The sequence below is a fragment of the Falsiroseomonas sp. HW251 genome (genome assembly GCF_050563545.1).
Taxonomy (GTDB): domain Bacteria; phylum Pseudomonadota; class Alphaproteobacteria; order Acetobacterales; family Acetobacteraceae; genus Falsiroseomonas.
Genome location: NZ_JBNXUM010000012.1, coordinates 110,787 through 134,579, shown reverse-complemented (window position 1 = coordinate 134,579; position 23,793 = coordinate 110,787). Strand labels below are relative to the sequence as shown.

General features: G+C 71.9%; 29 protein-coding genes and 1 tRNA gene. 24 read left to right on the top strand and 6 right to left on the bottom strand.

The annotated features are described in order from the left end of the window. The first annotated feature begins 130 nt into the window (after window positions 1-130). From ACLF3M_RS16305 to ACLF3M_RS16255, 11 genes are all read left to right on the top strand, one after another. On the top strand, window positions 131-976 hold the full coding sequence (locus ACLF3M_RS16305) for an ABC transporter permease (protein ID WP_430658003.1): 846 nt from the start codon (window positions 131-133) through the stop codon (window positions 974-976). Beyond that, window positions 964-1,743, top strand: a complete 780-nt coding sequence (locus ACLF3M_RS16300; protein WP_430658002.1) for an ABC transporter permease — start codon at window positions 964-966, stop codon at window positions 1,741-1,743. The genes ACLF3M_RS16305 and ACLF3M_RS16300 overlap by 13 nt, the downstream gene beginning before the upstream one ends. Beyond that, the gene (locus ACLF3M_RS16295; RefSeq protein ID WP_430658001.1) at window positions 1,740-2,534 is read left to right on the top strand and encodes an ABC transporter ATP-binding protein; all 795 of its coding nucleotides are present in this window, start codon (window positions 1,740-1,742) and stop codon (window positions 2,532-2,534) included. Before ACLF3M_RS16300 ends, ACLF3M_RS16295 begins: the two co-directional genes overlap by 4 nt. Window positions 2,535-2,558: 24 nt before the next feature. Further along, window positions 2,559-3,596, top strand: coding sequence for an ABC transporter substrate-binding protein (locus tag ACLF3M_RS16290; protein WP_430658000.1), 1,038 nt, complete (start codon window positions 2,559-2,561; stop codon window positions 3,594-3,596). 3 nt (window positions 3,597-3,599) lie between these two features. Then, window positions 3,600-4,913: a histidinol dehydrogenase gene (gene hisD, locus ACLF3M_RS16285; RefSeq protein WP_430657999.1), complete on the top strand. Its 1,314-nt coding sequence runs from the start codon at window positions 3,600-3,602 to the stop codon at window positions 4,911-4,913. Next, window positions 4,913-6,109 carry a DegT/DnrJ/EryC1/StrS family aminotransferase gene (locus ACLF3M_RS16280; RefSeq protein ID WP_430657998.1) on the top strand — a complete coding sequence of 399 codons (1,197 nt, stop codon included), beginning with the start codon at window positions 4,913-4,915 and terminating at the stop codon, window positions 6,107-6,109. The genes hisD and ACLF3M_RS16280 overlap by 1 nt, the downstream gene beginning before the upstream one ends. After that, window positions 6,106-6,867: an SDR family NAD(P)-dependent oxidoreductase gene (locus ACLF3M_RS16275; RefSeq protein ID WP_430657997.1), complete on the top strand. Its 762-nt coding sequence runs from the start codon at window positions 6,106-6,108 to the stop codon at window positions 6,865-6,867. The genes ACLF3M_RS16280 and ACLF3M_RS16275 overlap by 4 nt, the downstream gene beginning before the upstream one ends. Continuing rightward, window positions 6,864-7,844 carry an alcohol dehydrogenase catalytic domain-containing protein gene (locus ACLF3M_RS16270; protein ID WP_430657996.1) on the top strand — a complete coding sequence of 327 codons (981 nt, stop codon included), beginning with the start codon at window positions 6,864-6,866 and terminating at the stop codon, window positions 7,842-7,844. Before ACLF3M_RS16275 ends, ACLF3M_RS16270 begins: the two co-directional genes overlap by 4 nt. 13 nt (window positions 7,845-7,857) lie before the next feature. Beyond that, a complete protein-coding gene (locus tag ACLF3M_RS16265; RefSeq protein ID WP_430657995.1) occupies window positions 7,858-8,142 on the top strand; it encodes a UxaA family hydrolase in 285 nt (94 codons plus the stop codon). A gap of 13 nt (window positions 8,143-8,155) precedes the next feature. Next, complete coding sequence (locus ACLF3M_RS16260; RefSeq protein ID WP_430657994.1) at window positions 8,156-9,331, top strand: UxaA family hydrolase; 1,176 nt, start codon at window positions 8,156-8,158, stop codon at window positions 9,329-9,331. Between the two features lie 281 nt (window positions 9,332-9,612). After that, complete coding sequence (locus ACLF3M_RS16255; protein ID WP_430658062.1) at window positions 9,613-10,095, top strand: hypothetical protein; 483 nt, start codon at window positions 9,613-9,615, stop codon at window positions 10,093-10,095. Window positions 10,096-10,558: 463 nt separating this feature from the next. Here the strand turns inward: ACLF3M_RS16255 and ACLF3M_RS16250 are convergent, their stop codons facing one another. After that, window positions 10,559-10,789, bottom strand: coding sequence for a hypothetical protein (locus tag ACLF3M_RS16250; RefSeq protein ID WP_430657993.1), 231 nt, complete (start codon window positions 10,787-10,789; stop codon window positions 10,559-10,561). 130 nt (window positions 10,790-10,919) lie between these two features. Next, window positions 10,920-10,995 (bottom strand) — tRNA-Ala (locus tag ACLF3M_RS16245). Window positions 10,996-11,130: 135 nt separating this feature from the next. Here ACLF3M_RS16245 and ACLF3M_RS16240 point away from each other — a divergent pair. Genes ACLF3M_RS16240 through ACLF3M_RS16225 form a run of 4 tightly spaced genes read left to right on the top strand, consistent with a single transcriptional unit; the run spans window position 11,131 to window position 13,457 of the window. After that, on the top strand, window positions 11,131-11,439 hold the full coding sequence (locus ACLF3M_RS16240) for a YggT family protein (RefSeq protein ID WP_430657992.1): 309 nt from the start codon (window positions 11,131-11,133) through the stop codon (window positions 11,437-11,439). Continuing rightward, entirely contained in the window at window positions 11,421-11,732 is a 312-nt protein-coding gene (locus ACLF3M_RS16235; protein ID WP_430658061.1) for a DUF167 domain-containing protein, read from the top strand. Before ACLF3M_RS16240 ends, ACLF3M_RS16235 begins: the two co-directional genes overlap by 19 nt. Then, window positions 11,729-12,571: a bifunctional methylenetetrahydrofolate dehydrogenase/methenyltetrahydrofolate cyclohydrolase FolD gene (gene folD / locus ACLF3M_RS16230; RefSeq protein ID WP_430657991.1), complete on the top strand. Its 843-nt coding sequence runs from the start codon at window positions 11,729-11,731 to the stop codon at window positions 12,569-12,571. The genes ACLF3M_RS16235 and folD overlap by 4 nt, the downstream gene beginning before the upstream one ends. 4 nt (window positions 12,572-12,575) lie before the next feature. Continuing rightward, window positions 12,576-13,457 (top strand): DMT family transporter, encoded by an 882-nt coding sequence (locus tag ACLF3M_RS16225; RefSeq protein WP_430657990.1) that lies wholly within the window; start codon window positions 12,576-12,578, stop codon window positions 13,455-13,457. Here the strand turns inward: ACLF3M_RS16225 and ACLF3M_RS16220 are convergent. Continuing rightward, complete coding sequence (locus tag ACLF3M_RS16220; protein WP_430657989.1) at window positions 13,440-14,174, bottom strand: sulfotransferase family protein; 735 nt, start codon at window positions 14,172-14,174, stop codon at window positions 13,440-13,442. The two genes, ACLF3M_RS16225 and ACLF3M_RS16220, sit on opposite strands and share 18 nt — an antisense overlap. 213 nt (window positions 14,175-14,387) lie before the next feature. On the opposite strand from ACLF3M_RS16220, the gene ACLF3M_RS16215 reads away from it, so the two are divergent. Genes ACLF3M_RS16215 through ACLF3M_RS16195 form a run of 5 tightly spaced genes read left to right on the top strand, consistent with a single transcriptional unit; the run spans window position 14,388 to window position 18,440 of the window. Next, the gene (locus ACLF3M_RS16215; RefSeq protein WP_430657988.1) at window positions 14,388-14,999 is read left to right on the top strand and encodes an FMN-binding negative transcriptional regulator; all 612 of its coding nucleotides are present in this window, start codon (window positions 14,388-14,390) and stop codon (window positions 14,997-14,999) included. Continuing rightward, window positions 14,996-15,547 carry an NUDIX domain-containing protein gene (locus tag ACLF3M_RS16210; RefSeq protein ID WP_430657987.1) on the top strand — a complete coding sequence of 184 codons (552 nt, stop codon included), beginning with the start codon at window positions 14,996-14,998 and terminating at the stop codon, window positions 15,545-15,547. Before ACLF3M_RS16215 ends, ACLF3M_RS16210 begins: the two co-directional genes overlap by 4 nt. A gap of 8 nt (window positions 15,548-15,555) precedes the next feature. After that, window positions 15,556-16,107 carry an NUDIX domain-containing protein gene (locus ACLF3M_RS16205; RefSeq protein ID WP_430657986.1) on the top strand — a complete coding sequence of 184 codons (552 nt, stop codon included), beginning with the start codon at window positions 15,556-15,558 and terminating at the stop codon, window positions 16,105-16,107. Window positions 16,108-16,119: 12 nt separating this feature from the next. Beyond that, window positions 16,120-17,550: a hypothetical protein gene (locus ACLF3M_RS16200; protein WP_430657985.1), complete on the top strand. Its 1,431-nt coding sequence runs from the start codon at window positions 16,120-16,122 to the stop codon at window positions 17,548-17,550. Then, a complete protein-coding gene (locus tag ACLF3M_RS16195) occupies window positions 17,538-18,440 on the top strand; it encodes an ABC transporter substrate-binding protein (protein WP_430657984.1) in 903 nt (300 codons plus the stop codon). The genes ACLF3M_RS16200 and ACLF3M_RS16195 overlap by 13 nt, the downstream gene beginning before the upstream one ends. A 60-nt stretch (window positions 18,441-18,500) precedes the next feature. Here the strand turns inward: ACLF3M_RS16195 and ACLF3M_RS16190 are convergent, their stop codons facing one another. Then, the gene (locus ACLF3M_RS16190; protein ID WP_430657983.1) at window positions 18,501-18,692 is read right to left on the bottom strand and encodes a hypothetical protein; all 192 of its coding nucleotides are present in this window, start codon (window positions 18,690-18,692) and stop codon (window positions 18,501-18,503) included. A 147-nt stretch (window positions 18,693-18,839) separates the two neighbouring features. Between ACLF3M_RS16190 and ACLF3M_RS16185 the strand changes: the two genes are divergently transcribed. Further along, window positions 18,840-20,183 (top strand): L,D-transpeptidase family protein, encoded by a 1,344-nt coding sequence (locus ACLF3M_RS16185; protein WP_430657982.1) that lies wholly within the window; start codon window positions 18,840-18,842, stop codon window positions 20,181-20,183. A gap of 24 nt (window positions 20,184-20,207) precedes the next feature. Here ACLF3M_RS16185 and ACLF3M_RS16180 read toward each other — a convergent pair whose 3' ends face one another. Both ACLF3M_RS16180 and ACLF3M_RS16175 read right to left on the bottom strand, forming a co-directional pair. Next, window positions 20,208-21,140, bottom strand: a complete 933-nt coding sequence (locus tag ACLF3M_RS16180) for a threonine/serine dehydratase (RefSeq protein WP_430657981.1) — start codon at window positions 21,138-21,140, stop codon at window positions 20,208-20,210. 29 nt (window positions 21,141-21,169) lie between these two features. Further along, window positions 21,170-21,646: a DUF1203 domain-containing protein gene (locus ACLF3M_RS16175; protein ID WP_430657980.1), complete on the bottom strand. Its 477-nt coding sequence runs from the start codon at window positions 21,644-21,646 to the stop codon at window positions 21,170-21,172. 169 nt (window positions 21,647-21,815) lie between these two features. On the opposite strand from ACLF3M_RS16175, the gene ACLF3M_RS16170 reads away from it, so the two are divergent. The 3 genes from ACLF3M_RS16170 to ACLF3M_RS16160 all read left to right on the top strand — a co-directional run bounded on the left by ACLF3M_RS16170 (window position 21,816) and on the right by ACLF3M_RS16160 (window position 23,780). Continuing rightward, window positions 21,816-22,268, top strand: a complete 453-nt coding sequence (locus ACLF3M_RS16170) for an HPr kinase/phosphorylase (protein WP_430657979.1) — start codon at window positions 21,816-21,818, stop codon at window positions 22,266-22,268. Then, on the top strand, window positions 22,268-23,206 hold the full coding sequence (gene rapZ, locus ACLF3M_RS16165) for an RNase adapter RapZ (RefSeq protein WP_430657978.1): 939 nt from the start codon (window positions 22,268-22,270) through the stop codon (window positions 23,204-23,206). Before ACLF3M_RS16170 ends, rapZ begins: the two co-directional genes overlap by 1 nt. A gap of 106 nt (window positions 23,207-23,312) precedes the next feature. After that, complete coding sequence (locus ACLF3M_RS16160) at window positions 23,313-23,780, top strand: PTS sugar transporter subunit IIA (RefSeq protein WP_430657977.1); 468 nt, start codon at window positions 23,313-23,315, stop codon at window positions 23,778-23,780. Window positions 23,781-23,793 lie beyond the last annotated feature (13 nt).

Genomic DNA, 23,793 nt, shown 5'->3' with positions numbered 1-23,793 from the left:
GCGTTCAACCGCGCACGACATGCTTGTTGACAGCGCGACGGCCTGCATGCTTCGCTCCTGAAAACGCTTACACGGCTGTCGGTCATCCGGCGGCGACATGAGAAGCGTGCAGGGAGCAGGAAACCCAGGGATGTCGGCACCCGACATGCCAGTGCAGGGCCGCGCATCGACCGCCGTCGCTCCGCGCGCGGCTGCCCGCCTGCCACGCCTGCGCCTCGGTCGCCGCGGCATCGTCGGGACGCTCAGCTTGGTCGGCCTGCTGGCGCTGTGGTGGGTGCTGACCACCGGCACGGGCTTCGTCACTTCCTACCGCTTCCCCTCACCACCGGAGTTTGGCGCCGCGCTCGAGCAGTTCATCACCGACGGCTACGCCGGCGGAACGCTCTGGGTGCAGGCTTGGCATTCCACGCGCCTTGTTCTGATCGGCTTCGCCGTCGCGGTGGTCACCGGCGTGCCGCTCGGCCTGCTGATGGGCGTCTCGCCGCGCGCCGAGGCGCTGCTCAATCCCGCCTTCCTTCTGGTGCGACCGATCCCGCCGCTGGCCTGGATCCCGCTCGCGATCGTCTGGCTCGGCCTCGGCGACGGGGCGAAGGTGCTGGTGATCTGGTTCGCGGCCTTCGTGCCGTCCGTGATCAACACCTGGACCGGGGTGCGCGGCGTGGACCGCACGCTGATCGCCGCGGCGCGCGTGCACGGCGCCGGCCATTGGCGGATGCTGACCGAGGTCATCGTCCCCGGCGCGATGCCGATGATCTTCACGGGGCTGCGGCTTTCGCTGCAGGCGTCCTGGACGACGCTGGTGGCGGCGGAACTCGTCGGCGCCTTTTTCGGCCTCGGCCGCGTGCTGGACGCCGCCTATCGCGACATCAACCCCCCGATGATCGCGGTGGCGATGGTCGTGGTCGGCATCCTTGGCGCGGCCACGACGCGGCTCCTGGCCGAAGCGGAGCGGAGGCTGATCCCGTGGCGCGCCTGAACCCGCTGGAACGCTGGGTGCTGACCCTGGTCGGCACGATCGGATTCTTCGCGATCTGGCACGGCGTCGCCGTCTCCGGCCTGGTGCCGCGCAACGCGCTGCCGCCGCCGATGGCGGTGCTGGCCACTGCCTGGAAGCTGACCTTCGAGCCCTTCGCCGGCCACACGCTGGTCCAGCACCTCGCGGCGAGCCTCGGCCGCTTCGCCATGGGCTTCGGGCTGGCCGCGCTGGTCGGCGTGCCGCTCGGCCTGGCGATGGGGCGCTGGCGCCTGCTGGACGACATGGTGACGCCCGTCTTCGAGATGCTGCGCTTCGTCGCGCCGCTGGCCTGGGTGCCCTTCGCCGCGCTGTGGTTCGGCACCGGCATCGGCGGGCCCGTGATGGTGATCTTCGCCGGCGCCTTCCCGCCGTGCCTGATCAACGCCTATCGCGGCGCGAAGCTGGTGGAGCCGCGCATCGTGGAAGCCGCGCAGGTGCTCGGTGCGTCCGGCCTGCGCATCATGGCGGAGGTCCTGCTGCCCGGCAGCCTGCCCTCCATCGTCGCGGGGCTGCGCGTCTCGGCGGGCCTCGCCTGGCAGTCGCTGATCGGCGCGGAGTTGATCGTGGCCTCGGCGGGTATCGGCTACGTCATGGTGCAGGCGCAGTCGAACCTGGCGCCGGCGATCGTCATGGCGGGAATGCTGGCGGTCGGCGTGATCGGGCTCGCGCTCGACGTCGCGCTGCGCCGCGCGGAGGCGCTGGTCAAGGCGCGCTGGGGGCAGGCATGAAGGACATCCGCTTCGAGGGCGTCGGCAAGGCCTTCCCGACGCGCAACGGCAGCCAGTTCGTCGCACTCGACGACGTCTCGCTCGACGTGGCGGAGCGTGAATTCGTCGCCGTGGTCGGCCCCTCCGGCAGCGGCAAGACGACGCTGATGCGCATGGCCGCCGGCCTGGATCACCCGACGTCCGGCCGCGTAACGGTGGGCAGCAAGCAGGTCATCGCGCCCGGCCCGGACCGCGCCGTGGTCTTCCAGCAATTCGCGCTCTTCCCCTGGAAGACCGTGCGGGAGAACATCGCCTTCGGCCTGCGCTGCCGGGGCGCGCCCCGCGCGAAGCAGGACGAGGTCGTCGCGCGCTACCTCCGCCTGATGAACATGGAAGGCACGGAGGACCGCTACCCCCACCAGCTGTCGGGCGGCATGCAGCAGCGCGTCGCCATCGCGCGGTCCTATGCGATCGAGCCCGACGTGCTGCTGATGGACGAGCCCTTCGGCGCGCTCGATGCCCAGACCCGCACGGTGATGCAGGAGGAACTGGTTCGCCTGACGCGGCGGGAACCGCGCACCACGCTCTTCATCACCCATGCCGTGGAGGAAGCGGTCTACCTCGCCGACCGAGTCGTCGTGCTGGCGCGCGATCCCGGCCGGCTGCGGGAGATCGTGGACGTGCGCCCGACCCGCATCGCCGAAGGCTGGGACGGCATGGCGATCGACGCCGTGATGGACCTGCCGAGCTTCACCCATCTCCGCACCCATGTCTGGCGCCTGCTGCGCGACCAGATCCGGCCAGACGACTGAACGACAACAGGAAGGAGAACGTCCATGAATCGCCGCACGCTGCTCGCCGCCGCCCTCGCGCTGCCGGCCATCCGGCCCGCCACCGCGCAGGGCCTCTTCGCGATCAAGGTGTCGTACCAGCCGGCGCTCTACTGGGCGCTTCCCTACTTCATCGCTACCGAGAAGGGCTGGTGGCGCGAGGTCGGGCTGCAGCCCGAATTCTCCACCTTCGCCGCCGGCGCGCCGCAGGTCGCCGCCCTTGCTGCGCGCGCCTGGGATGCCGGCGGCACGGGATCGGCGCCGGCCGTGCTCGGCGCGCAGCGCTTCGGCATGCTGACTGTCGGCATCACCAACGACGAAAGTGCGGGCAACGCGCTCGTCGCGCGCCGCGCGGATGTGGAACGCATCCGCGCCAATCCGGGCTCGCTGCGCGGCCAGCAGATCCTGCTGACGACGAACTCGACCGGCGAATACGCGACCTTCGCCTGCCTCGAGAAATGGGGCCTGTCGCGGCGCGACGTGACCTTCGTCAATCTCGGCCAGGCGCAGATCATCAGCGCCTTCTCCTCCGGCAACGGCGCGCTCGCCGGCGTCTGGGCGCCGAACATCTACACGCTGCAGGAACGCGCGGAGGGCGTGGTGATCTGCTCGGGCCAGGATGCCGGCGCGACCGTGCCGGGCGCGCTGATCATGCGCGGCGACTTCGCGCGGGAACAGCCAGATCGCGCCGCGGCCTATCTCGCGGTTTATCTGCGCTCCGTTGCCTGGCAGAAGCAGAACCGCGCGGAGACCATCCAGTTGATGGCGCGCTTCTACCAGCAGGGCGGCGTGACGCTGCCGGAGCAGTATCTCGCGGCCGAGATCGACACCCGCCCGACCTTCACCCTGCCCGAGCAGCTTCGCCTGCTGGACCGCGCGTCCGGCGCCTCCACCGCCGATGGCTGGTTCGTGAAGCTCGGCGACTACCTCAAGGCCGTCGGCACGCTGCAGACGGCGCCGGAGCCGCGGAGCTTCGTCACCGACGAATACCTCAAGCGCGTCGCCAACGATGCGCGCCTGTCCGCCTTCGCCGAGGCACGCTGAGCGATGGCGGTCACCTGGCTGAAGCGCGCCGGCCGGACGCCCGCCAGCAACGAGAATGCGGCGCGCGAGGTGGCGGGGCGCATGATCGCCGCCATCGAGGCCGAGGGCGAAGCGGCCGCGCGCCGCTTCGCACGCGACCTCGACAAGTGGGAGGGCGATATCCTCGTCACGCCGGCGGAGATCGCCCGAACCGTCGCCGCCATCCCCGCCCAGGCGAAGGAGGACATCGACGCAGCCATCGCCAATGTCCGGCGCTTCGCCGAAGCCCAGCGCGCCAGCATCAGCGACTTCGAGATCGAGGTCTCGCCCGGCGTCATGGCGGGGCAGCGCGTCGTGCCGGTGAACTGTGTCGGCGCCTATGTCCCGACGGGGCGCTACGCCCACATTGCCAGCGCCTATATGGGCATCGCGACGGCGAAGGCAGCCGCCGTGCAGCATGTCGTCGCCTGCAGCGCCCCCTATCGCGGCGGGCCGATCCATCCGCTGGTGCTCTACGCCATGCACGCCGCCGGTGCCGATACGATCCTGACGCTAGGCGGCGTGCAGGCCATCGCCGCACTCGCACTCGGCCTATTCAGCGGGCGGCCCGCCGACGTCATCGTCGGCCCCGGCAACAAGTATGTCGCGGAGGCCAAGCGCATGCTGTTCGGCCGCGTCGGCATCGACGTCTTCGCGGGACCGTCGGAGGTGCAGGTCATCGCCGACGCCACCGCGGACGCCGAGATCGTCGCGGCCGATCTCGTTGGCCAGGCTGAGCACGGCCATGAATCCCCGGCCTGGCTGGTCGCGCTGGACCGCACGCTGGCGGAACGCGTCATGGCGCGCGTGCCGGAGCTCATCGCGGCGCTGCCGCCCACCGCGCGCGACGCCGCAGATGCCGCCTGGCGTGACTATGGTGAGGTCGCGGTCTGCGACACGCGCGACGAGGCCGCGGAACTGTCCGACCGCTACGCCTGCGAGCACCTGGAGGTGCAATGCGCGGACCTCGCCTGGTGGCGCGAGCGGCTGACGAACTACGGCAGCCTCTTCCTGGGCGAGGAAAGCACGGTGGCCTTCGGCGACAAGTGCAGCGGCCCGAACCATGTCCTGCCGACCAAGGCCGCGGCCCGGTATTCCGCGGGTCTCTCCGTGCACAAGTTCCTCAAGCCGCTGACCTGGCAGAGTGCGACGCGCGAGGGCGCGAAGCGCCTGTCGGAGGTCGCCGCGCGCATATCCCGCCTGGAAGGCATGGAGGCGCATGCGCGCACGGCTGACCTGCGCCTCGCGCGCTGGTTTCCCGGCCACAATCTGCCGCTCGGCGAGCCCGTCGAGGCGTGATGCCGGATCGCCTCGACCTCGACCTCAGCGCCCCGCCGGCGGTGCCCGAGGCCGCGATCGCCGCGGCGCTCGACCTGCTGCGCGGGGGCTGGCTGCACCGCTACGGGGAAACGCTCGGCAATTCCTCCGACGCGGCGCTGCTGGAGGCGGAGTTCGCGGCGCTGACCGGTGCGCGCTTCTGCGTCGGCGTGAATTCCTGCGGCAGCGCCATGTTCCTCGCGCTCCTCGGCAGCGGTGTGCGGCCGGGGGACCGCGTGCTGACCAATGGCTTCACGCTGTCGCCCGTGCCCGGCGCCATCGCCCATGCCGGCGCCGAACCCGTCATCGTGGAGATCACGCCGGATCTCGTGATCGACCTCGATGACCTCGCGCGGCAGGCTCGTGCAAGCGGCGCACGGCACCTTCTGCTGTCGCATATGCGCGGGCACATGGTGGATATGCCGGCGCTGATGAGGCTCTGCGACGAGCTCGGCGTGACCGTCATCGAGGATTGTGCGCACAGCATGGGCGCGTCCTGGGCGGGCCGCCCCGCCGGGCGCTTCGGCCGTGCGGGCTGCTTCAGCCTGCAATCCTACAAGCACGTCAATGCCGGCGAGGGCGGCCTGATCGTCACGGACGACGAGGACCTCGCCGCGCGCGCGGTGCTGGCCTCCGGCAGCTACATGCTCTTCGCGCAGCATCGCGCGCGGCCGGCGGAGGCGGCCTTCGCGCGCTGGAAGGACACGACCCCGAACTTCTCGCTTCGCCTGTCCAATCTGGCGGCGGCGCTCGCGCGCCCGCAGTTGCCGCTGCTGGCGGAGCGTGCGCGGATCTGGCGCGACCGCTACGCGCGCCTCAAAGCTGCGCTGTCCCGCGTGCCCGGCCTGCGCCTGCCGCATCGGCCGGTCGCGGAGGAGCATGTGCCGAGCTCGATCCAGTTCCTACTGCCTGATCTGGACGCAGCCCGCTTCCCCCGCTTCCTCGCGGCGTGCCGCACGCGCGGCGTCTACCTTAAATGGTTCGGCGCCGAGCAGGCCGAGGGCTACACTAGCGCGCCGCGCCACTGGCGCTTCATGCGCGACGCCGCGACGCCGCCGCGCACGGCGGCCGTGCTGGGGCAACTCTGCGACATGCGCATCCCGCTCTCCCTACCGGCGGAGGCTTGCGGCGACATCACGGCGATCGTCGCATCGGAACTGCAGGCCGCGCAAGGATGAGCACGGTCCTCTCCCGCTTCGCGCTGGACGGCCGCGTCGCGCTCATCACCGGCGGCTCCTCCGGCATCGGACTCGCCATCGCCGAGGCGCTGCACGGCGCCGGGGCTTCGGTCGTGCTTTGCGCCAGGAAAGAGGAGGCGCTGCGCGAGGCCGTAGCCCGCCTCGGCCCACGCGCTGCTTCCTGCGCCGGTGACGTGACGGACCGCGCGGGACTCGCCGCGTTCACCGAACGCGCCTCGATCCCCTTCGGTGCGCCGGACATCGTCGTGCACGCCGCGGGGCTCAACGCGCGCCAGCCCTGGGATATCGTGGACGACGCGGCGTGGGACGCGCAGATCGAGAGCATGCTCGCCGCGCCCTTCTTCCTCTCCCGCGCGCTGCTGCCATGCATGCGCGCCAAGGGCTGGGGGCGCGTGCTGAACATCGCGTCGCTGCAATCGGTCCGCGCGATGCCGGACAGCATTCCCTATGGTGCGGCCAAGGGCGGCGTGATGCAAGCCACGCGCGCCATGGCGGAAGCCTGGGGCCGCTTCGGCGTGACCTGCAACGCCGTCGCGCCGGGCTTCTTCCCGACCGCGCTGACCGCGCCCGTCTTCGCCGATGCCGATCGCGCAGCGAAGCTCGCAGCACAGACCTGCCTCGGCCGCAACGGCCGGCTCCAAGATTTGCAAGGCGCGGCGGTGTTCCTGTGCTCGCCCGCCGCGGACTACGTCACGGGACAGACGCTCTTCGTGGATGGAGGATTCACCGCGCGATGAAGGCCCTCGTCTTCCTCGGTGCCGACAGCATGGGGCTGCGCGACGAACCTGATGCCGCGGCGCGCGCGCCCGGGCAGGTGCTGCTGCGCGTCGATGCCGCCGGCATCTGCGGCAGCGACCTGCACGCCTATCACGGCCATGATCCGCGCCGCGTGCCGCCGATGATCCTGGGGCACGAGGCGGTCGGCCGCACGGCGAACGGACGGCGATTCGTGCCGAACCCGCTGATCCCCTGCGGCTGCTGCGCGCGCTGTGCGGAAGGCCGCACGCATCTCTGCCCCAACCGCACCATGCTCGGCATGCAGTACGCCGGTTGCTTCGCCGAAGCCGTCGCCGCACCGGAGGCGAACCTGATTGCCGTCCCCGACCATGCCAGCGACATCGCCGCGGCGCTCACGGAGCCGACGGCCTGCGTGCTGCACGCGCTGCATCTCTCGCAGCGCGCGCTGGCGCGACCCGTCGCGGAGGCGCGCTGCCTGGTGATCGGCGGCGGCGCGATCGGCCTGCTCGCGGCGCTCTACCTCAAGGCCTGGGGCGCGCGGGGCGTGATGCTGGCGGAGACCGGCGAGGGACGCCGCCGCACCGTGGCGAAGGCGGACGCGGCGGAGCCGTTCGACCCCCGCGCGACGCCGCCGGATGCCGGGCATTTGGACCTGGTGTTCGACGCCGTCGGCAGCAGCGTCACGCGCCGCATGGCGAGCACGGCCGTCGCCCCCGGCGGTGTCATTCTGCATATCGGGCTGCAGGACAGTGAGCCCGGCCTGGATACGCGGCGCATGACGCTGCAGGAGATCACCGTCCTCGGCACCTACTGCTACACCCGCGCCGACATGGAGCATGCGCTGGCCGCATTGGCCGGCGGCGTGCTGGGCGATCTCTCCTGGGTGGAGGAACGCCCACTGGCGGACGGCGCGGCGGCCTTCGCCGAACTCGGATCCGGCCGCGCCGCGGCACCGAAGATTATCCTGAGACCATGAGGAGGCAAGCAACGTGACCATTCACTTCGTCGTCCATGACGAGGGCGACAGCGTGGGCGTGGTGGTGGTGGAGGGCCTGAAGGCCGGCACCCGCCTCAATGGCTGGATCATGGACCAGGACAAGATGATCGAGTTCGACGCGAAGTCGGACATCCCGATCGGCCACAAGCTGGCGATCAAGGCGATCAGGTCCGGCGACACCATTATCAAGTACGGCGTGGATATCGGCCGCGCGGTGAAGGACATCGGCGCCGGCGAGCATCTGCACGTCCACAACGTCAAGACGAAGCGCTGGTAGGGGAAACGCCATCATGGGCATCGATCTGAAGGGCGCTTCCTTCGAGGGCTGGCGGCGCGAGAACGGCCGCATCGGCGTGCGCAACCACGTCATCATTCTGCCCGTGGACGACCTGTCCAACGCGGCGGCGGAGGCGGTGGCGAACAACATCAAGGGTGCGATGGCGATCCCGCACGCCTACGGCCGCCTGCAGTTCGGCGCGGACCTGGACCTCCATTTCCGCACGCTGATCGGCACGGGCACGAACCCCAACGTCGCCGGCGTCATCGTCATCGGCATCGAACCCGGCTGGACCGGCAGGATCGTCGAGGGCATCGCAAAGTCCGGCAAGCCCGTCGAGGGCTTCGCCATCGAGCAGAACGGCGACATCAACACCATCGCCAACGCCTCGCGCGCCGCGTATCGCCTGGTCAAGCACGCGTCCCGCCTGAAGAAGACCAAGGCCGAGCTGACGGAGCTCTGGGTCAGCACGAAGTGCGGCGAATCCGACACCACGTCGGGCCTGGCGTCCTGCCCGACAGTGGGGAATGCCTTCGACAAGCTGTGGGAGAACGGCAACACGCTGGTCTTCGGCGAGACCAGCGAGATCACCGGCGGCGAGCACCTCGTCGCCAAGCGCTGCCGCACGCCGGAGATCGCCGCGCAGTTCATGGCGATGTTCGACCGCTACCAGCGCATGATCGAGGCGAACAAGACCAACGACCTCAGCGAGAGCCAGCCCACCAAGGGCAACATCGAGGGTGGCCTGACCACCATCGAGGAGAAGGCGCTCGGCAACATCCAGAAGATCGGCAGGAAGTGCCTGGTGGACGGGGTGCTGGACAAGGCGGAGGAGCCGACCGGTCCAGGCCTGTGGTTCATGGACAGCTCCTCGGCGGCGGCGGAGATGGTCACGCTCTGCGCGGCGTCGGGCTATGCCGTGCATTTCTTCCCGACGGGCCAGGGCAACGTCATCGGCAACCCGATCCTGCCGGTGATCAAGCTGACGGCGAACCCGCGCACGCAGCGTACGATGTCGGAGCACATCGACGTCGACGTCACGGGCCTGCTGCAGAAGCGGATGAACATGGACGACGCAGGCGAAGCGCTGCTGGACTGCATGCTGCGCACCGCGGATGGCGAGCTGACGGCCGCCGAACTGCTCGGCCACCGCGAGTTCAGCCTGACCAGGCTCTACGAGAGCGCGTGAGCACGGCGCGCCATGCAGAAACCTGCGCGAACCAAGACCTGGGCGGCCCGCATCTCTCGCGTTGAGAGCCGCGCGGAGGCATCGTTTGGCTTCAAGCGCATCCGCGAAGTTGAGCACGCAGTCCTGGTCGCCACCCAATGGGTGCCAAATAGAACTTCGCAGGGCCTGCATTAGGAGGTCTCCCACCCCCGCTTGTCGTTGTGCGCCGGGGGGCGGGGCCGATCGCGCGCTCGGGCGGGCCAGCCACCGCCGTCCGCGTCAACTTCGCGCCGGTGCTGACCATGTGGACGGCCGTGGTCGCCGAGCAGCTCGGCCACCCGCCCGACACCGCTTTGAGCATGGCGAAGATTGTCGCCGGCACCGCGGCCCAGGCGAAGGCCCGCCGGCTGGGGGTCGTTGAGGAGCGCGAGAAAGCTGTGCGCGAAGCCGGCGATCGCGCGCCGGTCGAGCAGGTCGTGCGGTTGTTGGGCCACGACATCGGCCTGGTCGCCGACCCCGACGGCGTCATCCTGGGCGCCGGCAGCGACGGGAAGCCCGCGCCGGCGGCGCCGGTGCGGGCCTACATCGCCCGCGCCTTCGGGGAGCGCCTGCAGGAGGCGCGGGGGGCGATGGAGGGGCTAGCGAAGAGCCCTCCGCCCGACGAACTGAACCGCGTCGCCTTCAAGCTCTACGAGGCGTTCCGGCCGCGCGTGTTGGAGGGCGTCATAGGCTGGGGCGCGAAGGGCGAACTGCACCTCGACCGCATCCGCCAGGCGACGCCCTGAATGGCCGCGGCGAAGCCCCGAGGATGCTATCGTCGCCATGAACACGCCGAGCCTCATCCCCGCGCGGGATGCCGCCATCTGCTGGTTCTGTGAGGGCGAGCGCCGTCGCCGTCGTCGAACTGCACGTCTTCCATCGGCGTGACATCCGCCGCGGCGGCCCGGCCCACACGATATGCTCGACGCCCCCGGCCATGACGCACGGCTGCGTCTTCACGGACTGGATGAACGGGATGCCCAACATGACCCCGGAGTGAGTGTTCTCGGAGCTGATGCTCTTCCATGGCTTCGCGGACAGCGCCGTGGCGGAGAAGGCGGTTGCCGAGTTCGCCAGGATCGACACCTGCTCCTGGGCCCGCGCCATGGTCCCGAGCGACCTCCCAGAACGGCCGCAGGTGTATTGGCGATGGGCGCCGCCCAGGTAGGGCCCGACGGCGCCGTGGGCACCCCGCGGGCGCGTCGCGGCCTATTCGTCCCTGCGGTCCTCGATGACGACGATCTGGCCGTTCAACGGCGGCTCGCGGCAGGTGCCGCACCATAGCTCGGGCCGCAGGCCGACGTGGTGCAGGCGGGCGTCGGCGCCAACGAGCGCGACCAGTTCGTCCCGCCTAAACCGCCGCAGACCGCAGAAGCAGCGGAACGCCAGGCCCTCGTCGCGGGCGAGGTCGCCGACGGCGAAGGCGTCGCTCGCTGTCATCTTGTCCTGATCGCGCCCACCAACGTCATCTATGCAGCCTTGATGACCGGTCTGTTGGGAACATTGTTGGGGCTACCGCCAACAAGCAGAAGAAAACGTCAGCGATTTCAGTAGGATGCGCAGCGGACGGTGGTGGAGCTGAGGGGAATCGAACCCCTGACCTCGTCATTGCGAACGACGCGCTCTCCCAACTGAGCTACAGCCCCATCCGCCGCGGGCGCCGCTTATGGTCGCCCGGGGCCGACCCGTCAAGGCCAGGGGCAAGGCCGGGACCGCGGCTTGTTCGGTCGCGCCCCCGCCACTAGCTTCCGGGCGAACCGCCGCCGGCCAGGGACCCCCAGATGCTCGATGCCGTGTTCTTCCTCGTCCAGGCCGCGCTCGACCTGTTCTGGTGGGCGGTGCTGCTCGCGGCGATCGTCCAGACCCTGATGTCCTTCAACGTCCTCGACGGGCGCAATCGCATCGTCTGGACCATCGCGGATTTCCTCTACCGCGTGACGGAACCCGCGCTGAAGCCGATCCGCCGGCGCCTGCCGGACCTCGGCGGGGTGGACCTCTCGCCGCTCGTCCTCCTGCTGCTGATCACCGCGGCCGGGATCGCAGTCCGCGCACTGCAACGCTACTTGATCCTCTGGGGCCTCTACTTCTGACCGCTGCCCGCCTGCTGCGCGATGGAATAGAGCTGCGCGTGAAGGTCCAGCCCCGATCGCGCCGGCCCGGCATCGGCGGCGCCTCGCCCGAGGGTGCGCTGCGCGTCGCCGTGACCGAGGCGCCGGAGGATGGCCGTGCCAACCACGCGGTCTGCCGCGCCGTCGCCGACGCGCTCGGCGTGCCGGGATCCGCGGTCGAGCTGGCGCAGGGCGCGGCCTCTCGCCTGAAGCTGCTGCGCGTCGCGGGCGACCCCGCGCGGCTTTCGGAACGGATCGGGACGCTTCTTGCATGACCGCACGCCTGATCGACGGCAAAGCCGTCGCCGCGGAGCTCCGCCGCGCCATTGCCGCACGGGTGGCTGGGCTGGGCTTCCGGCCGGGGCTGCGCGTGGTCCGCGTCGGCGAGGACCCGGCATCGGGCGTCTATGTCCGCAACAAGGACAAGGCGGCGCAGGAGGCCGGCTTCGACAGCGCCACGATCCACCTGCCCGCGGAGACGACGGAGGCCGCGCTGCTCGCCGTGGTCGCGGGGCTGAACGAGGACCCGTCGGTGGACGGCATCCTGGTGCAGCTGCCGCTCCCTCCGCAGATCCGGGCCGAGGCCGTGATCTCGGCGGTGGCGCCGGAAAAGGACGCGGACGGCTTCCATCCCCTCAATGCCGGGCGGCTGGCGTCGGGCCAGCCCGGCCTGGTGCCCTGCACGCCGAAGGGGGTGATGCACCTGCTGCGCGCCGCGGATTGCGTGCTGCCGGGCGCACGGGCCGTGGTGCTCGGGCGGTCCAACATCGTGGGCCGGCCGATGGCCCAGCTCCTGCTGGCGGCCGACTGCACCGTCACCATCGTCCATTCCCGCACGCGCGACCTGCCCGCGGAATGCCGACGGGCCGAGATCCTGGTCGCCGCCGTCGGCCGGCCGGCGATGGTGCAGGGCGACTGGGTGGCCGAAGGCGCCACCGTGATCGATGTCGGCATCAACCGCCTGCCCAGCGGCAGGCTGGTCGGCGACGTCGCCTTCGGCCCGGCATCGGAACGCGCCGCGGCGATCACGCCGGTGCCGGGCGGCGTCGGGCCGATGACCATCGCCTGCCTGCTCGAGAACACGCTGGAAGCCGCAATCGCGCGACGGGGCTAGGCCGATGGGCCCGGGCGGCCTTCTCATCGCTGCGGCCTTCGTCGCGCTCTGGGCCTCGGCCTTCACGGTCGCGGGCGTGGTGGTGCGGGAATGGCCGCCGCTCTGGTCGCTGGCGATCCGCTTCGGCTGCACGGCGCCGATCCTGCTGGCCATCGCCGTCTGGATGCGCGCGCGGCTGCCCTCGCGGCGGGACGCGCTGCGTGTCGCGCTGCTCGGCTTCTTCGGCATGGGCGGCTATCTCGCGCTGGCCTGGCTGGCCATGGCGCGCATCCCGACCGGGCTCGTCGCGCTGATCTGCGCCACCACCCCGCTGCTCGTCGCGGCGGGGGAGAGCGCGATCCTGCGCCGGCCGCTGCCGCCGATGGCCTGGCTCGGCCTCGCACTGGGCTGGGCCGGCGTCGCGCTGCTCGGCTTCCTGCGGGCGCTGGAGGGGCTGGACGCGGCCGAGGCCTCGGGCTTCGTCTTCGCCATCGGCGCGGCGGCGGCGCAGGCGATCGGGCTGCTGATCTATGCGCCGGCCAAGGCGCGTGTGGACATGTGGGCCGCGAGCCTCGGCCAGACCGCGGTTTCCGCCCTGCTCTGCCTGGTCCTCGCGCTGCTGCTGGAAGGCGCGGCGCCGCGCAGCGCGACCTGGTTCACGCTGGGCGGGCTGCTGTGGTCCATGCTGGCGGTCGGGATCGGTGCCTATGCGCTGTACTTCGTGATGCTCCGGCGCGCGCCGGCCTCGACGGCCTCGGCGCTGCAGCTGTTGGCGCCGCCGCTCGCGGCCGTCTTCGGCTGGGCGCTGCTGGGCGAGCGGCTCTTCGTCAGCGACATCCTGGGCGGCGCGCTGACGCTGTCGGGGCTGTTCCTCCTCGTCCGGGCGAGGTCACGCCAGCCAGTCTGAGCAGTCCCAGCCCAGCATCGCCTCGACCTCTGCGACCTCGTCGCGGAAGGCTCCGCGCAGCAGCGCCGCGGCGTCCCCGGGCAGCGCGCCGAGGTCGGGGCCCACATGCCATTCCTCGCCGGCGTCGAAGGCGATGGGATCGACGCCGAGGAAGCGGCACACCGTCTCCAGCCCCGCCTGCGGCGCGGCTCGGAAATCCTCGCTCTTGAGCACCAGAAGCTGCGCCGGCGGGAACAGCGCCCGCGCCCGCGCGAGCTGCGCGTCATAGCGCCCGCGCGAGACGTAGGAGAAGCGGCGCAGCGCCTCCTTGCCCTCGGCGATGCGCGCGGGCTCCGCGCCGATCGCATCGGCGAAGGACAAGGTCTCCTCGCCGCGCTTGCGATTCATCCGGTACTGCGACCAGGCCCGCTGCATCGGGCAGCGCAGCAGCACGATCAGCTTCATCGCGGCGTTGTAGGCGGCGATACGCTCCAGCGCGCCGGGCCACCAGAGATAGGCGGGCGTCGATTCCCCGCGCGGCGTCCCCGGCGGCTTGTCCGGGTCGAACTGCGCCTCGTAGGCCGCGAAGGGCGGGTCGCCGGCGAAGGCCTCGTCGTCGTCGAAGAAATGCAGCTCCTTCATCGGCGCCAGCGACAGGCCGGGATGCTGGTCGAGCCAGAGATGCAGCGACGTCGTGCCGCCCTTCTGCACCCCCGCGACGAGGAAGGAGACCGTCATCCCCGCGTCTCACCATGCCCTGCGCGCGCCGGCAAGGCAGGGTTGCGCAGGTCGCAATGGACGCGGCGCGGCGCCTTTGCGCCTATGTCGGCATGACCGCGCGACACCTGGACGTTGCGCGCCGCCCGGCGCGACGAGCATCGGCACCCCGCGCCTGATCCCGTCCGCGCCGTGATTCGGCGCGCCCGCTCGCCTCGTGCCAGGATGTCTCCCATGTACACCCCGCCCGCCTTCCGCGTGGACGACCCGGACTGGATCCACGCCTTCGTCGAGGCCAACGACTTCGGTACGCTGGTCACCGCCAGCCCCTTCATGGTCTCGCACCTGCCCTTCCACCTGCTGCCGCCCGCCGATGGCCGGCCCGCGCGGCTGCTCTGCCACCTCGCCCGCGCCAACCCGCAATGGCGCGCCTTCGAGGGCACGGGCGCCGAGGCGCTGGCGGTCTTCCGCGGCCCGCACGCCTATGTCTCCCCCGCCTGGTACCGCGCGACTCCAGCCGTGCCGACCTGGAACTACGATGCCGTGACGGCGCGCGGCCATGCCACCCTGGTCGAGGACACGGAGGCGATCGCGGTGCAGATGCGCGCGCTTGCCTTCCGCTACGAGCCCGATCCCGGCTTCGACATGGACGCCCAACCCGCGAAGTACATGGACGGCATGTTCAAGGCGCTGGTCGGCGTCTCGATCGAGGTCGCGGAATGGACGGGCAAGCGCAAGCAGAGCCAGAACCGGCCCGTTGCGGACCGCATCGCCGTCGCCTCCGCACTGGAGGCGCGCGGCGAGCACGCGGCGGCGGCGGCGCTGAAGGACGCGAACGGATTGTGAGCGAGGATCGGCCCGACATCGAGCGCGTCTCCTCGCGCCTGATCTACGAGAACAGGTGGATGCGCGTGCGCGAGGACGCGATCCGCCGTCGCGACGGGTCCTCCGGCGTCTACGGCGTGATCGAGAAGCCTGATTTCGTCGTCGTCGCGCCGGTGCATGAAGACGGCTCCGTCACCCTCGTCCAGCAATACCGCTACCCCGTCGCGGCGCGGCACTGGGAGTTCTGCCAGGGCCTCTGGGGCCCGCCCGGCACCGATCCCGCGCTGGCGGCTGCGCATGAGCTGGCCGAGGAGACCGGGCTCGCCGCCGCCTCGCTGCTGCACGCCGGCTTCCTGCACAACTCCTACGGCACGATCGCGCAGGGCTATCATGTCTTCCTCGGCACAGGCCTGACTGAGGGCGAGGCGCGGCGCGAGGCCGAGGAACAGGACTTGGTCAGCCGCCGCGTCGGCCGCGCCGAATTCGAACGCATGATCCGGGCAGGCGAGATGCGCGATGGCGTGACGCTGGCCGCCTGGGGCCTGCTGCTGGTCCGGGGGCTGGTGTAGCCGCCGCGATGGACGACCACGATCCGGACATCGTCGCGACCGGCACGCGCCTGGTCTACGAGAACAGGTGGATACGCGTGCGCGAGGACACGATCCGCCGCCGCGACGGCTCCGCCGGCATCTACGGCGTGATCGAGAAGGACGATTTCGTCGTCGTCGTGCCGGTGCACGAGGACGGCTCCGTCACGCTGGTCCAGCAATACCGCTACCCCGTCGGCGCGCGTTTCTGGGAATTCTGCCAGGGCATGTGGGGCGGCCCGGACGCCGACCCGCGCGAGGCGGCCGCCCATGAGCTGGCCGAGGAGACCGGGCTGATCTCCGCGACGCTCATCCATGCGGGCTACCTCTACGAGGGCTACGGCACCATGGACCAGGGCTTCCACGTCTTCCTCGCCCTCGACCTGACCGAAGGCGATGCGCGGCCGGAGCAGGAGGAGCAGGACCTCATCAGCCGCCGCGTCCCGCGCGAGGAGGTGGACCGAATGATGCGCGAGACCGAGATCAAGGACAGCGTCAGCGTCGCGGCATGGGGCCTCCTGCTGATGAAGGGGCTGGTGTAGCGTGCTGGCGCCATGCGCCGTCTCGCCTTCCTGATCCCGTTTCTCCTGCTCGCCACGCCCGCCGAGGCGCAGCAGCGACGACAACCCGTCGCGCAACAGCCGCCCGCCGCGCCCGCCTGCGCCGCGCAGGGCCCGCTGCGCGAGGCCATCTGCGCCGATCCCGCGCTGCGTGGCGCCGAGGCCCGGCTGCGCGGGCTGGAACGCGCGCTCGCCGCCGCGACGTCCCGCCCCGCCACCACCGCGCTCTTCCTCGCAGCGTTCGAGCCGCAGCGCGAGACGCTGGCCGGCGACCTCGCCGACCGCACGGAGGAGATCGAGGCGCGGCTCGCCATGGACCGCGCCATGCGCGCCATCGCCCTCGACAACAAGGCGATCCCCCGTCCGCAGACGCTGGAGACGCGCTGCCTGGGCGCGGTGTTGCGCAACTGCCGCGTCACCGGGGCCGGCGTCGCGATCAGCGAGGACGGGCGCACCCGCGTGCTCTGGCAGTCGCAGGCCGGCTTCACCGAGCGCGACGGCAACCGCGCCGGCATCGTGCTGCTGGGCGAGGCGCGCGGCGGCTGGCGCCCGATCGGCTGGACCTTCGAGGGCCACGAGGTCTCGGCCCCGAAGCTGGTCGAGGCCGAGGGCGTGCTGCTGCTGCACGTCGCCGGCCGCGGCGGCGGATCGGGCGCGACCAACACCGACCTGCTCTACCGCCGCGACCGCGGGACCTGGGCGGAGGTCGAGACCGAGACCTGGCGCGCGGCGGCCGAGGCGCGGCTGCCGGCGGGCTTCTCGATCTGGCAGGCCGTGGACTACGACATGGCGCAGCCCGTCGCCCGCGCGCGGCTGGCGAAGCCGTCGGATCCGAATTGCTGCCCGACCGGCGGCGCCGCGAACCTCGTGCTGCGCGTGGACGGCACGAGGCTCGCGCTGGCCGATCTGCTGCTGGATTCCACCGCCCGCGCGCAGCGCGACGTGATCGAGTCGCGCGCGACGCCCGACAGCTGCCCGGCGGAGCGCGCGACCTGGCGCCTGGATGCACCGCAGGACTGGACGGCGTCGCTGAGCGCGGAATGGCCGGGCACGGGTTCGGCCAGCAGCCTTTCGCTGCGGCTGCGGTCGGGGGCGACGGGGCGGGAGCTGTGGTTCGTCTTCGCGGCGGCGCAGGGCTATGGCGGCACGACCATCCTGCCGGTCGCCGCCCCGGGCGCCCGCACCAGGGAGGACGGGCTCGAGCTGCTCGACATCGACGACGACCTCGTCATGCAGCTCGGCTTCTATGCCTTCGACGCCGAACTCGCGTCGTTGCCCGATCCGCCGCTGGCAGGCCGGCCCGCGCCGCCCTGGCTGTTCATGCCGCGGCTCGGCGTCGCGCTGCACTATGGCGGCCTGCCCGGCGTGCCGGAGCGCGAGGCGATGCCGGTGGCGCTGTGGAAGCTGGCGGCGTGCCGGGATTAGGACCGACGAAGCGCGTCGGCGTCTTCTTCATGGGCGATGCCTCGCATCGCAGCTTCGCGGGTTTCCGCGCCGGGCTCGCGGATGCGGGCCTGGCCGAGGGGCGCGACGTGCAGCTCGAGACGCGCTTCACGACCAGGTTCGAGGAACTGCCGCGGCTGGCGTCGGAGCTCGTCGCGACGCGGCCGGACGCGATCGCGGTGATCGGCGCGGTGGCGCTCTTCGCGCTGCGCACGGTCAGCGGCGACATCCCTATCGTCTTCACGGTCGTCCTGGATCCCGTGGCGACCGGCCTGGTGCCCGATGCGGCGAGGCCGGGCGGCCATGTCACGGGGGTGACGAATTTCGATCCGGCGCAGGCCCGCGCGCAGATCGCGCTGCTGAAGCAGGTCGTGCCGGGCCTGTCCCGCCTCGCCATCCTGGGGGATGCCGACGTGCCGGATGCGCTGGGCAAGGCCGCGACGGCCGCCGCGGCAGCGGATGGCGTGACGGCCCACCTGGCGCTGCTGCGGGACCCCGCAGGGCTGGACGAGGCCTTCGCGGGCTTCCGCGCGGCCGGCGCGCAGGCGCTGCTCGTGCTGGAGGTGCCGTTCTGCAACATCCATGGCCGCGGCATCGTGGAGCGCGCGGTCGCGGCAAGGTTGCCACATCTGCTGTTCCGCGACGGCGCGCGACATCGCCCGATGCTCGCCTACGGCACGCCGCTCGGCGCCGCCGCGCGGCGCAGCGCATCATTGGTCGCGAGGATCCTGTCGGGCACGCCACCGGGCGCCATTGCGACCGAAACCGTGGCGGCACCCGAACTGCTCGCCAATCCGGCCGTGGCGCGCGAGGTCGGCGTGGACCTGCCGCCCGGCATCCTGGCCTCGGCCAGCCTGGCGACGGCTTTTTAGTCAGGGGGGGACCGCTCCATGCGGCGGCGCGCAAGGCGCGTCCGCCGCATGGAAACGGGATCAGCCGCGCGCGCGGCGCGGGGCGGGGGCCGGGGCCGGCGGCGGGGGCGGCGGAGCCGCGACCGGGGCCGGCGGCGGGGGCGGCGGCTCGGACGCGCAGGCCGCGAGCATCGCCGCGGGGGCCAGCAGGGCGAACAGCGAGGCCTTGCGCACCAGCGCGCGGCGGCTCTTCAGCGTGGTATCGTCGGACATCGGCTTCTCCAGGATCGGTCCATGAGTGGACAACAAAGGATCGAACGACAATTCTCGGCTGGAAGTCAAACCAGCGGTTGCATGTTCATCCCCGATCGACTCGATGCGCAAGGCTTCCGATCTCCTGGCAGGCCCGATCCTGGCCGGGTGTATCCGGCCTGCACGCCCGCCCCGCTGTCCCGCCGAGGCGTCCTGGCCGGGGGCGCCGCCCTGGCCGCGGCGCTGACGGGCTGCGCGACGCCGGAGCCCGAGCTGCCCCGCCTCGCTGCGCCGAGGCCGGTGGACGAGGTCGCGCGGCTGAGGGAAGGCGGGCCCGATCCCGTCGTCGCCGGCGAGACGCTGAACGGCGCCCTGCTGCGCCGCTTCTACGCCCGCCGCGGCTTCGCCCCGGTCTGGGCCGCCCGCCCCGCCCAGGCCGAGGCGCTGGCCCAGGCGGTGCAGGGCGCCGCCGACCACGGTCTGGACCCCGAGCTGTTCCATGCCGGCCTGCTGGAGCGCCGCGAGACCCTGCCCCCCGCCCGGCGCGACCTTCTGCTGTCGCATGCCTTCCTGACCTATGCCGACGCGCTGGCCTTCGGCGCCCTGCCGGCCAATCGCCGACTGGACGCCGAGGCTTTGGCCGCGGAGCCGCTCGACGTGGCCGCCGTGCTCCACCGAGCCATCGACGGCCCGGACCCCGTGGCGGCGATCGAATCGCTGGCGCCGGCGACGCCGGAATACCGGCAGTTGCGCCAGGCGCTGGGGCAGCCGCGCGCCGGCGGCAGCGGCATCGGCCAGGCGGGCCGGCTCCGGCACATGCAGATCCAGGCCAACCTGGAGCGTCAGCGCTGGGTGCCGCGGACCCTGCCGGCCAACCGCGTCTGGGTGAACGTGCCGGACCAGCGCCTGGTGCTGTTCCGCGACGACCGCCCGGTCTTCACCACGCGCGTCGTGGTGGGCGCCGCCTACGACCGCAAGCAGTCGCCTGAATTCAGCACCAACATCGAGGCCGCCTACCTCAACCCGCCCTGGATCGTGCCCTCCGACATCGTGGCGGCGGACATCCTGCCGCGGCTGCGTCGCGACCCGGACTACCTGAGGCGCCACCGGATGGTGCTGCTGCCGAACGGCGATGCGGAGCAGGCGCCCAGCCCCCAATCCGGGCTCGGCGTGATCATGTTCGACATGCCGAACCGCTTCGACGTGTACCTGCACGACACGCCGAACAAGGCGATCTTCTCCCAGGCCACGCGCCAGGCCAGCAACGGCTGCATCCGGGTGCAGAACCCGCTCGACCTCGCCGCCCTGATCTTCGAGCGGCCGGTCGCGGACATCCGCCGCGACATCGCCTCCGACCCCGCCACGCAGCGGCATGTCCTGCCGAGGCCGATGCCGGTCTACATCCTGTACCACACGGCCGTCGTCACGCCGGAGGGGCGGCTGGATTTCCGGCAGGATTTCTACAACCGCGACGGCAGCCTATGGCAGCGCCTGCAGCGCCGCACGGCCTGACCGCGGCCGCGGGCTTCGGGCCGCCTACACCACCTTCGCGGGGTCGGTGTTCGACCCGCAGACGACCACGGCGACCTTTGCCCCTGCCGGGGGCACCCAGGCGCCGCTGACCAGCGCGGCCATCGCCGCCGCGCCGCCGGGCTCCGCAACCAGGCGCAGCGCCTGCCAGAGCCGGCGCTGCGTCTCGCGGATCGCTTCGTCGCTCACCAGCACGGCTTCGGCCACGTTGTGCCTCGCGACCTCGAACATCAGCCCGCCGACCTGCCGCGCGCCGAGGCTGTCTGCCGCCAGCCCGCCGACGGGGCAGGGGACCGGGCGGCCCTCCCTCAGCGCGGTCGCCAGCGTCGGGCAGCCCTCGGGTTCCACGCTGATCACCCTGGTGCCGCTGCCGGCATACCAGGCGGCGATGCCGCCGATCAGGCCGCCGCCGCCGGTGGCGACCAGCACATGCGTCGCCTCCGGCGCGTCCTGCTGCAGTTCCATGCCGACCGTGCCCTGGCCGGCCAGCACCTCGGGCTGGTCGTAGGCGTGGACCACCAGCGCGCCGGTTTCCGCGGCGCGGGCTTCCGACGCGATGCGCGCGTCGTCGTAGGCCGCGCCGACCTTGTGCAGGATCGCGCCATAGCCCTCGATCCGATCGGTCTTGGTCGCCGGCGTGCCGGTCGGGCAGAACACCTCCGCCTTCACGCCGAGCGCCCGCGCGGCATAGGCGACCGCGGCGCCGTGGTTGCCGCCCGATGCGGTGGCGACGCCGGCCGCCGGCAGCGCAGCGCTCAGCATCCGGTTGAAGGCGCCGCGCGGCTTGAAGCTGCCCGTGGCCTGCAGGAGCTCGAGCTTCAGGATCAGCGGGACGGAGAGGGCGAGGTCGCCGCCCCCCATCCGCATCACCGGCGTGCGGCGGATATGCGGCGCGATGCGCGCGGCGGCGGCCTCGATGTCGTGGCGGGAGGGCGTCATGGCGGCGGAGGCTGGCAGCCCCCGCCCGCCTAGTCCAGCCGCTCCACCCCGCTGAGCCAGCATCCCGGCCGCGCCGTGTGGATGTTCACGAAGGCGGTGCGCGGGTCGGCCAGCGCCCGCATCAGCGGCGCTTCCACCTCTTCCCCCGCGCAGACCTGGCCGAGGTCATAGAGGCACATCTGGTCTCGGTCGTAGCTGCGGACCGACACGATCCCGTTCGCCAGCACCGTCGGCGCGATCGCGTCTGGCTCCTCGAACCGCGCGCAGTCCCGCGCATGGACGAAGATCGGGCTCGGCGTCCAGTAGACCCCGAGCGGCCGCGGCAGGTCCCAGCTGCCGAGCAGCATCGCCTCGCCGGGCTCGGCGAGCCGAAGGCAGTGGCGGCAGGGAAAGCCCGGCCCGTCGGCGGTGCGTTCGATCAGCGCGTTGCCGCGGTCGTCCCGGCCGGTCGCGCGGAAGCGGGTGGCGGCCTCGGTCGGCATGGCAATGCAGCGGAAGCGGGACATGGGCGGCTCTCCTTCGCCACCGTCATGCCTGCTGCCGGCGCCCCGCGCCTTCCGGCTGTTGCGCCGGTATCACGCACGCGAACGCGCACCGGGAGCGCAACGGCCCTCCCTTCACCGCCTGCCCCGTTTCTGCCATCTTCCCGCCCCTTGCCACCGGGGGCCTGCCTGCATGCCTCTCCACGCCTCATGCGCCGCGCTCCGCGGCGATGGCGTGCTGTTCCTCGGGCCCTCGGGCGCGGGGAAGTCCGACATGGTCCTTCGCCTGCTCGGGCGCGGCTGGACGCTCGTGGCCGACGACCAGGTGGAGCTGACCGAGGATGCGGAGGGCCTCACCGCCGCCCCGCCCGGGGCGCTGCGCGGCATGCTGGAAGTCCGCGGCCTCGGCCTGTTCCGCGACATGCCGGTCACCGCCCCGGCCCGGCTTCGCCTGGCGGTGGATCTGCTCGCCCCCGGCCAGGAACCGCCCCGCCTGCCGGAGCCCCGCCGCTTCGCCGCCGGCGACCGCGACATCCCCCGCCTGTCCCTCGCGGCGCGGGAGGCCGCGGCGCCCGACAAGGTCACGCTCGCGCTCGATGCCGTGTGCGGCCGCGCCTTCTGCGCCGCCGGCGCGTTCGGGACGTGATGGACACGATGCCCCCGCGCCGACCCATCGTCCTCGTCACCGGCCTGTCCGGGGCCGGCAAGGCCTCGATCCTCCGCACGCTGGAGGATCTCGGCTTCGAGACGGTGGACAACCCGCCGCTGACGATCCTGCAGGAACTCGTCCATGACGGCGTATCCCCCATGGCGATCGGGGTGGATGCGCGATCCCGCGGCTTCGACGCCGCGGATGTCGTGACCGCGGTCGAGCAGCTCCGCGGCAGCCCCGACATCGACGCCAGCCTGGTCTTCGCCACCGCCGAGGAGGCCGTGCTGCTCCGCCGCTTCTCCGAGACCCGGCGGCGGCATCCGCTGGCGCCCGGCGGCTCGCTGGGGTCGCGGGTGTCCGAAGGCATCGCGCGGGAGGCCGCGCTGCTCGCGCCGCTGCGCGACGCCGCCGACCTGGTGGTGGACACCTCCGACGTGCCGCTGCCGGAGCTTCGCCGGATCATCGAGGGCCGCTACCGCCCCGGCGCTGCCGACGGGCTGGACGTGGCCATCATGTCCTTCGGCTACCCCAAGGGCCTGCCGCGGGAAGCCGACCTCGTCTTCGACATGCGTTTCCTGCGCAACCCGCATTACGACCCGGTGCTGCGCCCGATGACCGGCCGCGACGCGGAGGTCGCCGCCTTCGTGGAGGCCGATCCGGATTTTGCCCCCTTCTGGGCACGCATGACAGGCCTGCTGGACCTGCTGTTGCCCCGCTACGCCGCCGAGGGAAAGAAGTACCTCACCATCGCCATCGGCTGCACCGGGGGCAGGCACCGCTCGGTGCTTGTCGCGGAACGCCTGGCTGCCCATCTGGCAAGGGGTGGGTGGCGGTCCGACGTTATACACCGTGAACTCGCGCCCGTGGCGGCACCCCCCGCCGCCGCCGGCGCCACCCCAGCGGGGCGGGAGGCCCTGGCACGTTCATCATGATCACCCCCCTGAGCCAGCCCGGCGGCGCAACGCGCGCCGGGCATCCTGGCACGACGGCGCGCCGTCGTGCGTTGGCTGAACTGCGGCGTCGTCGGGCACGAAAGCGATGATCGGCCTCGTCATCGTCACCCATGGTCGCCTGGCGGAGGAATTCCGCGCGGCCATGGAACACATTGTCGGCCCGCAGGCCGGCGTCGCGACCGTCTGCATCTACCCCGACGACCTCATGGAGACGCGGCGCGAGGATATCCGCGCCGCCATCGCCCGGGTCGACCAGGGCGACGGCGTCATCGTGCTGACCGACATCCTGGGCGGCACGCCGTCCAACCTCGCCTTCCAGCTCTGCGACCATCACCGGACCGAGGTGATCGCCGGCGTGAACGTCCCGCTGCTGGTCAAGCTCGCGAAGATCCGCGGCGCCGAACCACTCGTCGAGGCGGTCAGCCACGCTACCGCCGCCGGCCGGAAATACATCTCCTGCGGGGCGGAGATACCGGAGTTGCCTAAGCCCGCCTCCGTCACGCCCATCGATCAGGCGCGCGCCCCGAAGAGCGCGGGCGGGAGACGATCATGAACGAGTGGCCCGA

What these genes read in the sequence shown, in the direction of transcription:
- ACLF3M_RS16305 (WP_430658003.1), top strand. Translation starts at nt 131, where the DNA reads ATGTCGGCACCCGACATGCCAGTGCAGGGCCGCGCATCGACCGCCGTC.
- ACLF3M_RS16295 (WP_430658001.1), top strand. Translation starts at nt 1,740, where the DNA reads ATGAAGGACATCCGCTTCGAGGGCGTCGGCAAGGCCTTCCCGACGCGC.
- ACLF3M_RS16290 (WP_430658000.1), top strand. Translation starts at nt 2,559, where the DNA reads ATGAATCGCCGCACGCTGCTCGCCGCCGCCCTCGCGCTGCCGGCCATC.
- hisD (WP_430657999.1), top strand. Translation starts at nt 3,600, where the DNA reads ATGGCGGTCACCTGGCTGAAGCGCGCCGGCCGGACGCCCGCCAGCAAC.
- ACLF3M_RS16280 (WP_430657998.1), top strand. Translation starts at nt 4,913, where the DNA reads ATGCCGGATCGCCTCGACCTCGACCTCAGCGCCCCGCCGGCGGTGCCC.
- ACLF3M_RS16275 (WP_430657997.1), top strand. Translation starts at nt 6,106, where the DNA reads ATGAGCACGGTCCTCTCCCGCTTCGCGCTGGACGGCCGCGTCGCGCTC.
- ACLF3M_RS16270 (WP_430657996.1), top strand. Translation starts at nt 6,864, where the DNA reads ATGAAGGCCCTCGTCTTCCTCGGTGCCGACAGCATGGGGCTGCGCGAC.
- ACLF3M_RS16260 (WP_430657994.1), top strand. Translation starts at nt 8,156, where the DNA reads ATGGGCATCGATCTGAAGGGCGCTTCCTTCGAGGGCTGGCGGCGCGAG.
- ACLF3M_RS16255 (WP_430658062.1), top strand. Translation starts at nt 9,613, where the DNA reads ATGTGGACGGCCGTGGTCGCCGAGCAGCTCGGCCACCCGCCCGACACC.
- ACLF3M_RS16250 (WP_430657993.1), bottom strand. Translation starts at nt 10,789, where the DNA reads ATGACAGCGAGCGACGCCTTCGCCGTCGGCGACCTCGCCCGCGACGAG.
- ACLF3M_RS16240 (WP_430657992.1), top strand. Translation starts at nt 11,131, where the DNA reads ATGCTCGATGCCGTGTTCTTCCTCGTCCAGGCCGCGCTCGACCTGTTC.
- folD (WP_430657991.1), top strand. Translation starts at nt 11,729, where the DNA reads ATGACCGCACGCCTGATCGACGGCAAAGCCGTCGCCGCGGAGCTCCGC.
- ACLF3M_RS16225 (WP_430657990.1), top strand. Translation starts at nt 12,576, where the DNA reads ATGGGCCCGGGCGGCCTTCTCATCGCTGCGGCCTTCGTCGCGCTCTGG.
- ACLF3M_RS16220 (WP_430657989.1), bottom strand. Translation starts at nt 14,174, where the DNA reads ATGACGGTCTCCTTCCTCGTCGCGGGGGTGCAGAAGGGCGGCACGACG.
- ACLF3M_RS16215 (WP_430657988.1), top strand. Translation starts at nt 14,388, where the DNA reads ATGTACACCCCGCCCGCCTTCCGCGTGGACGACCCGGACTGGATCCAC.
- ACLF3M_RS16205 (WP_430657986.1), top strand. Translation starts at nt 15,556, where the DNA reads ATGGACGACCACGATCCGGACATCGTCGCGACCGGCACGCGCCTGGTC.
- ACLF3M_RS16200 (WP_430657985.1), top strand. Translation starts at nt 16,120, where the DNA reads ATGCGCCGTCTCGCCTTCCTGATCCCGTTTCTCCTGCTCGCCACGCCC.
- ACLF3M_RS16190 (WP_430657983.1), bottom strand. Translation starts at nt 18,692, where the DNA reads ATGTCCGACGATACCACGCTGAAGAGCCGCCGCGCGCTGGTGCGCAAG.
- ACLF3M_RS16180 (WP_430657981.1), bottom strand. Translation starts at nt 21,140, where the DNA reads ATGACGCCCTCCCGCCACGACATCGAGGCCGCCGCCGCGCGCATCGCG.
- ACLF3M_RS16175 (WP_430657980.1), bottom strand. Translation starts at nt 21,646, where the DNA reads ATGTCCCGCTTCCGCTGCATTGCCATGCCGACCGAGGCCGCCACCCGC.
- ACLF3M_RS16170 (WP_430657979.1), top strand. Translation starts at nt 21,816, where the DNA reads ATGCCTCTCCACGCCTCATGCGCCGCGCTCCGCGGCGATGGCGTGCTG.
- rapZ (WP_430657978.1), top strand. Translation starts at nt 22,268, where the DNA reads ATGGACACGATGCCCCCGCGCCGACCCATCGTCCTCGTCACCGGCCTG.
- ACLF3M_RS16160 (WP_430657977.1), top strand. Translation starts at nt 23,313, where the DNA reads ATGATCGGCCTCGTCATCGTCACCCATGGTCGCCTGGCGGAGGAATTC.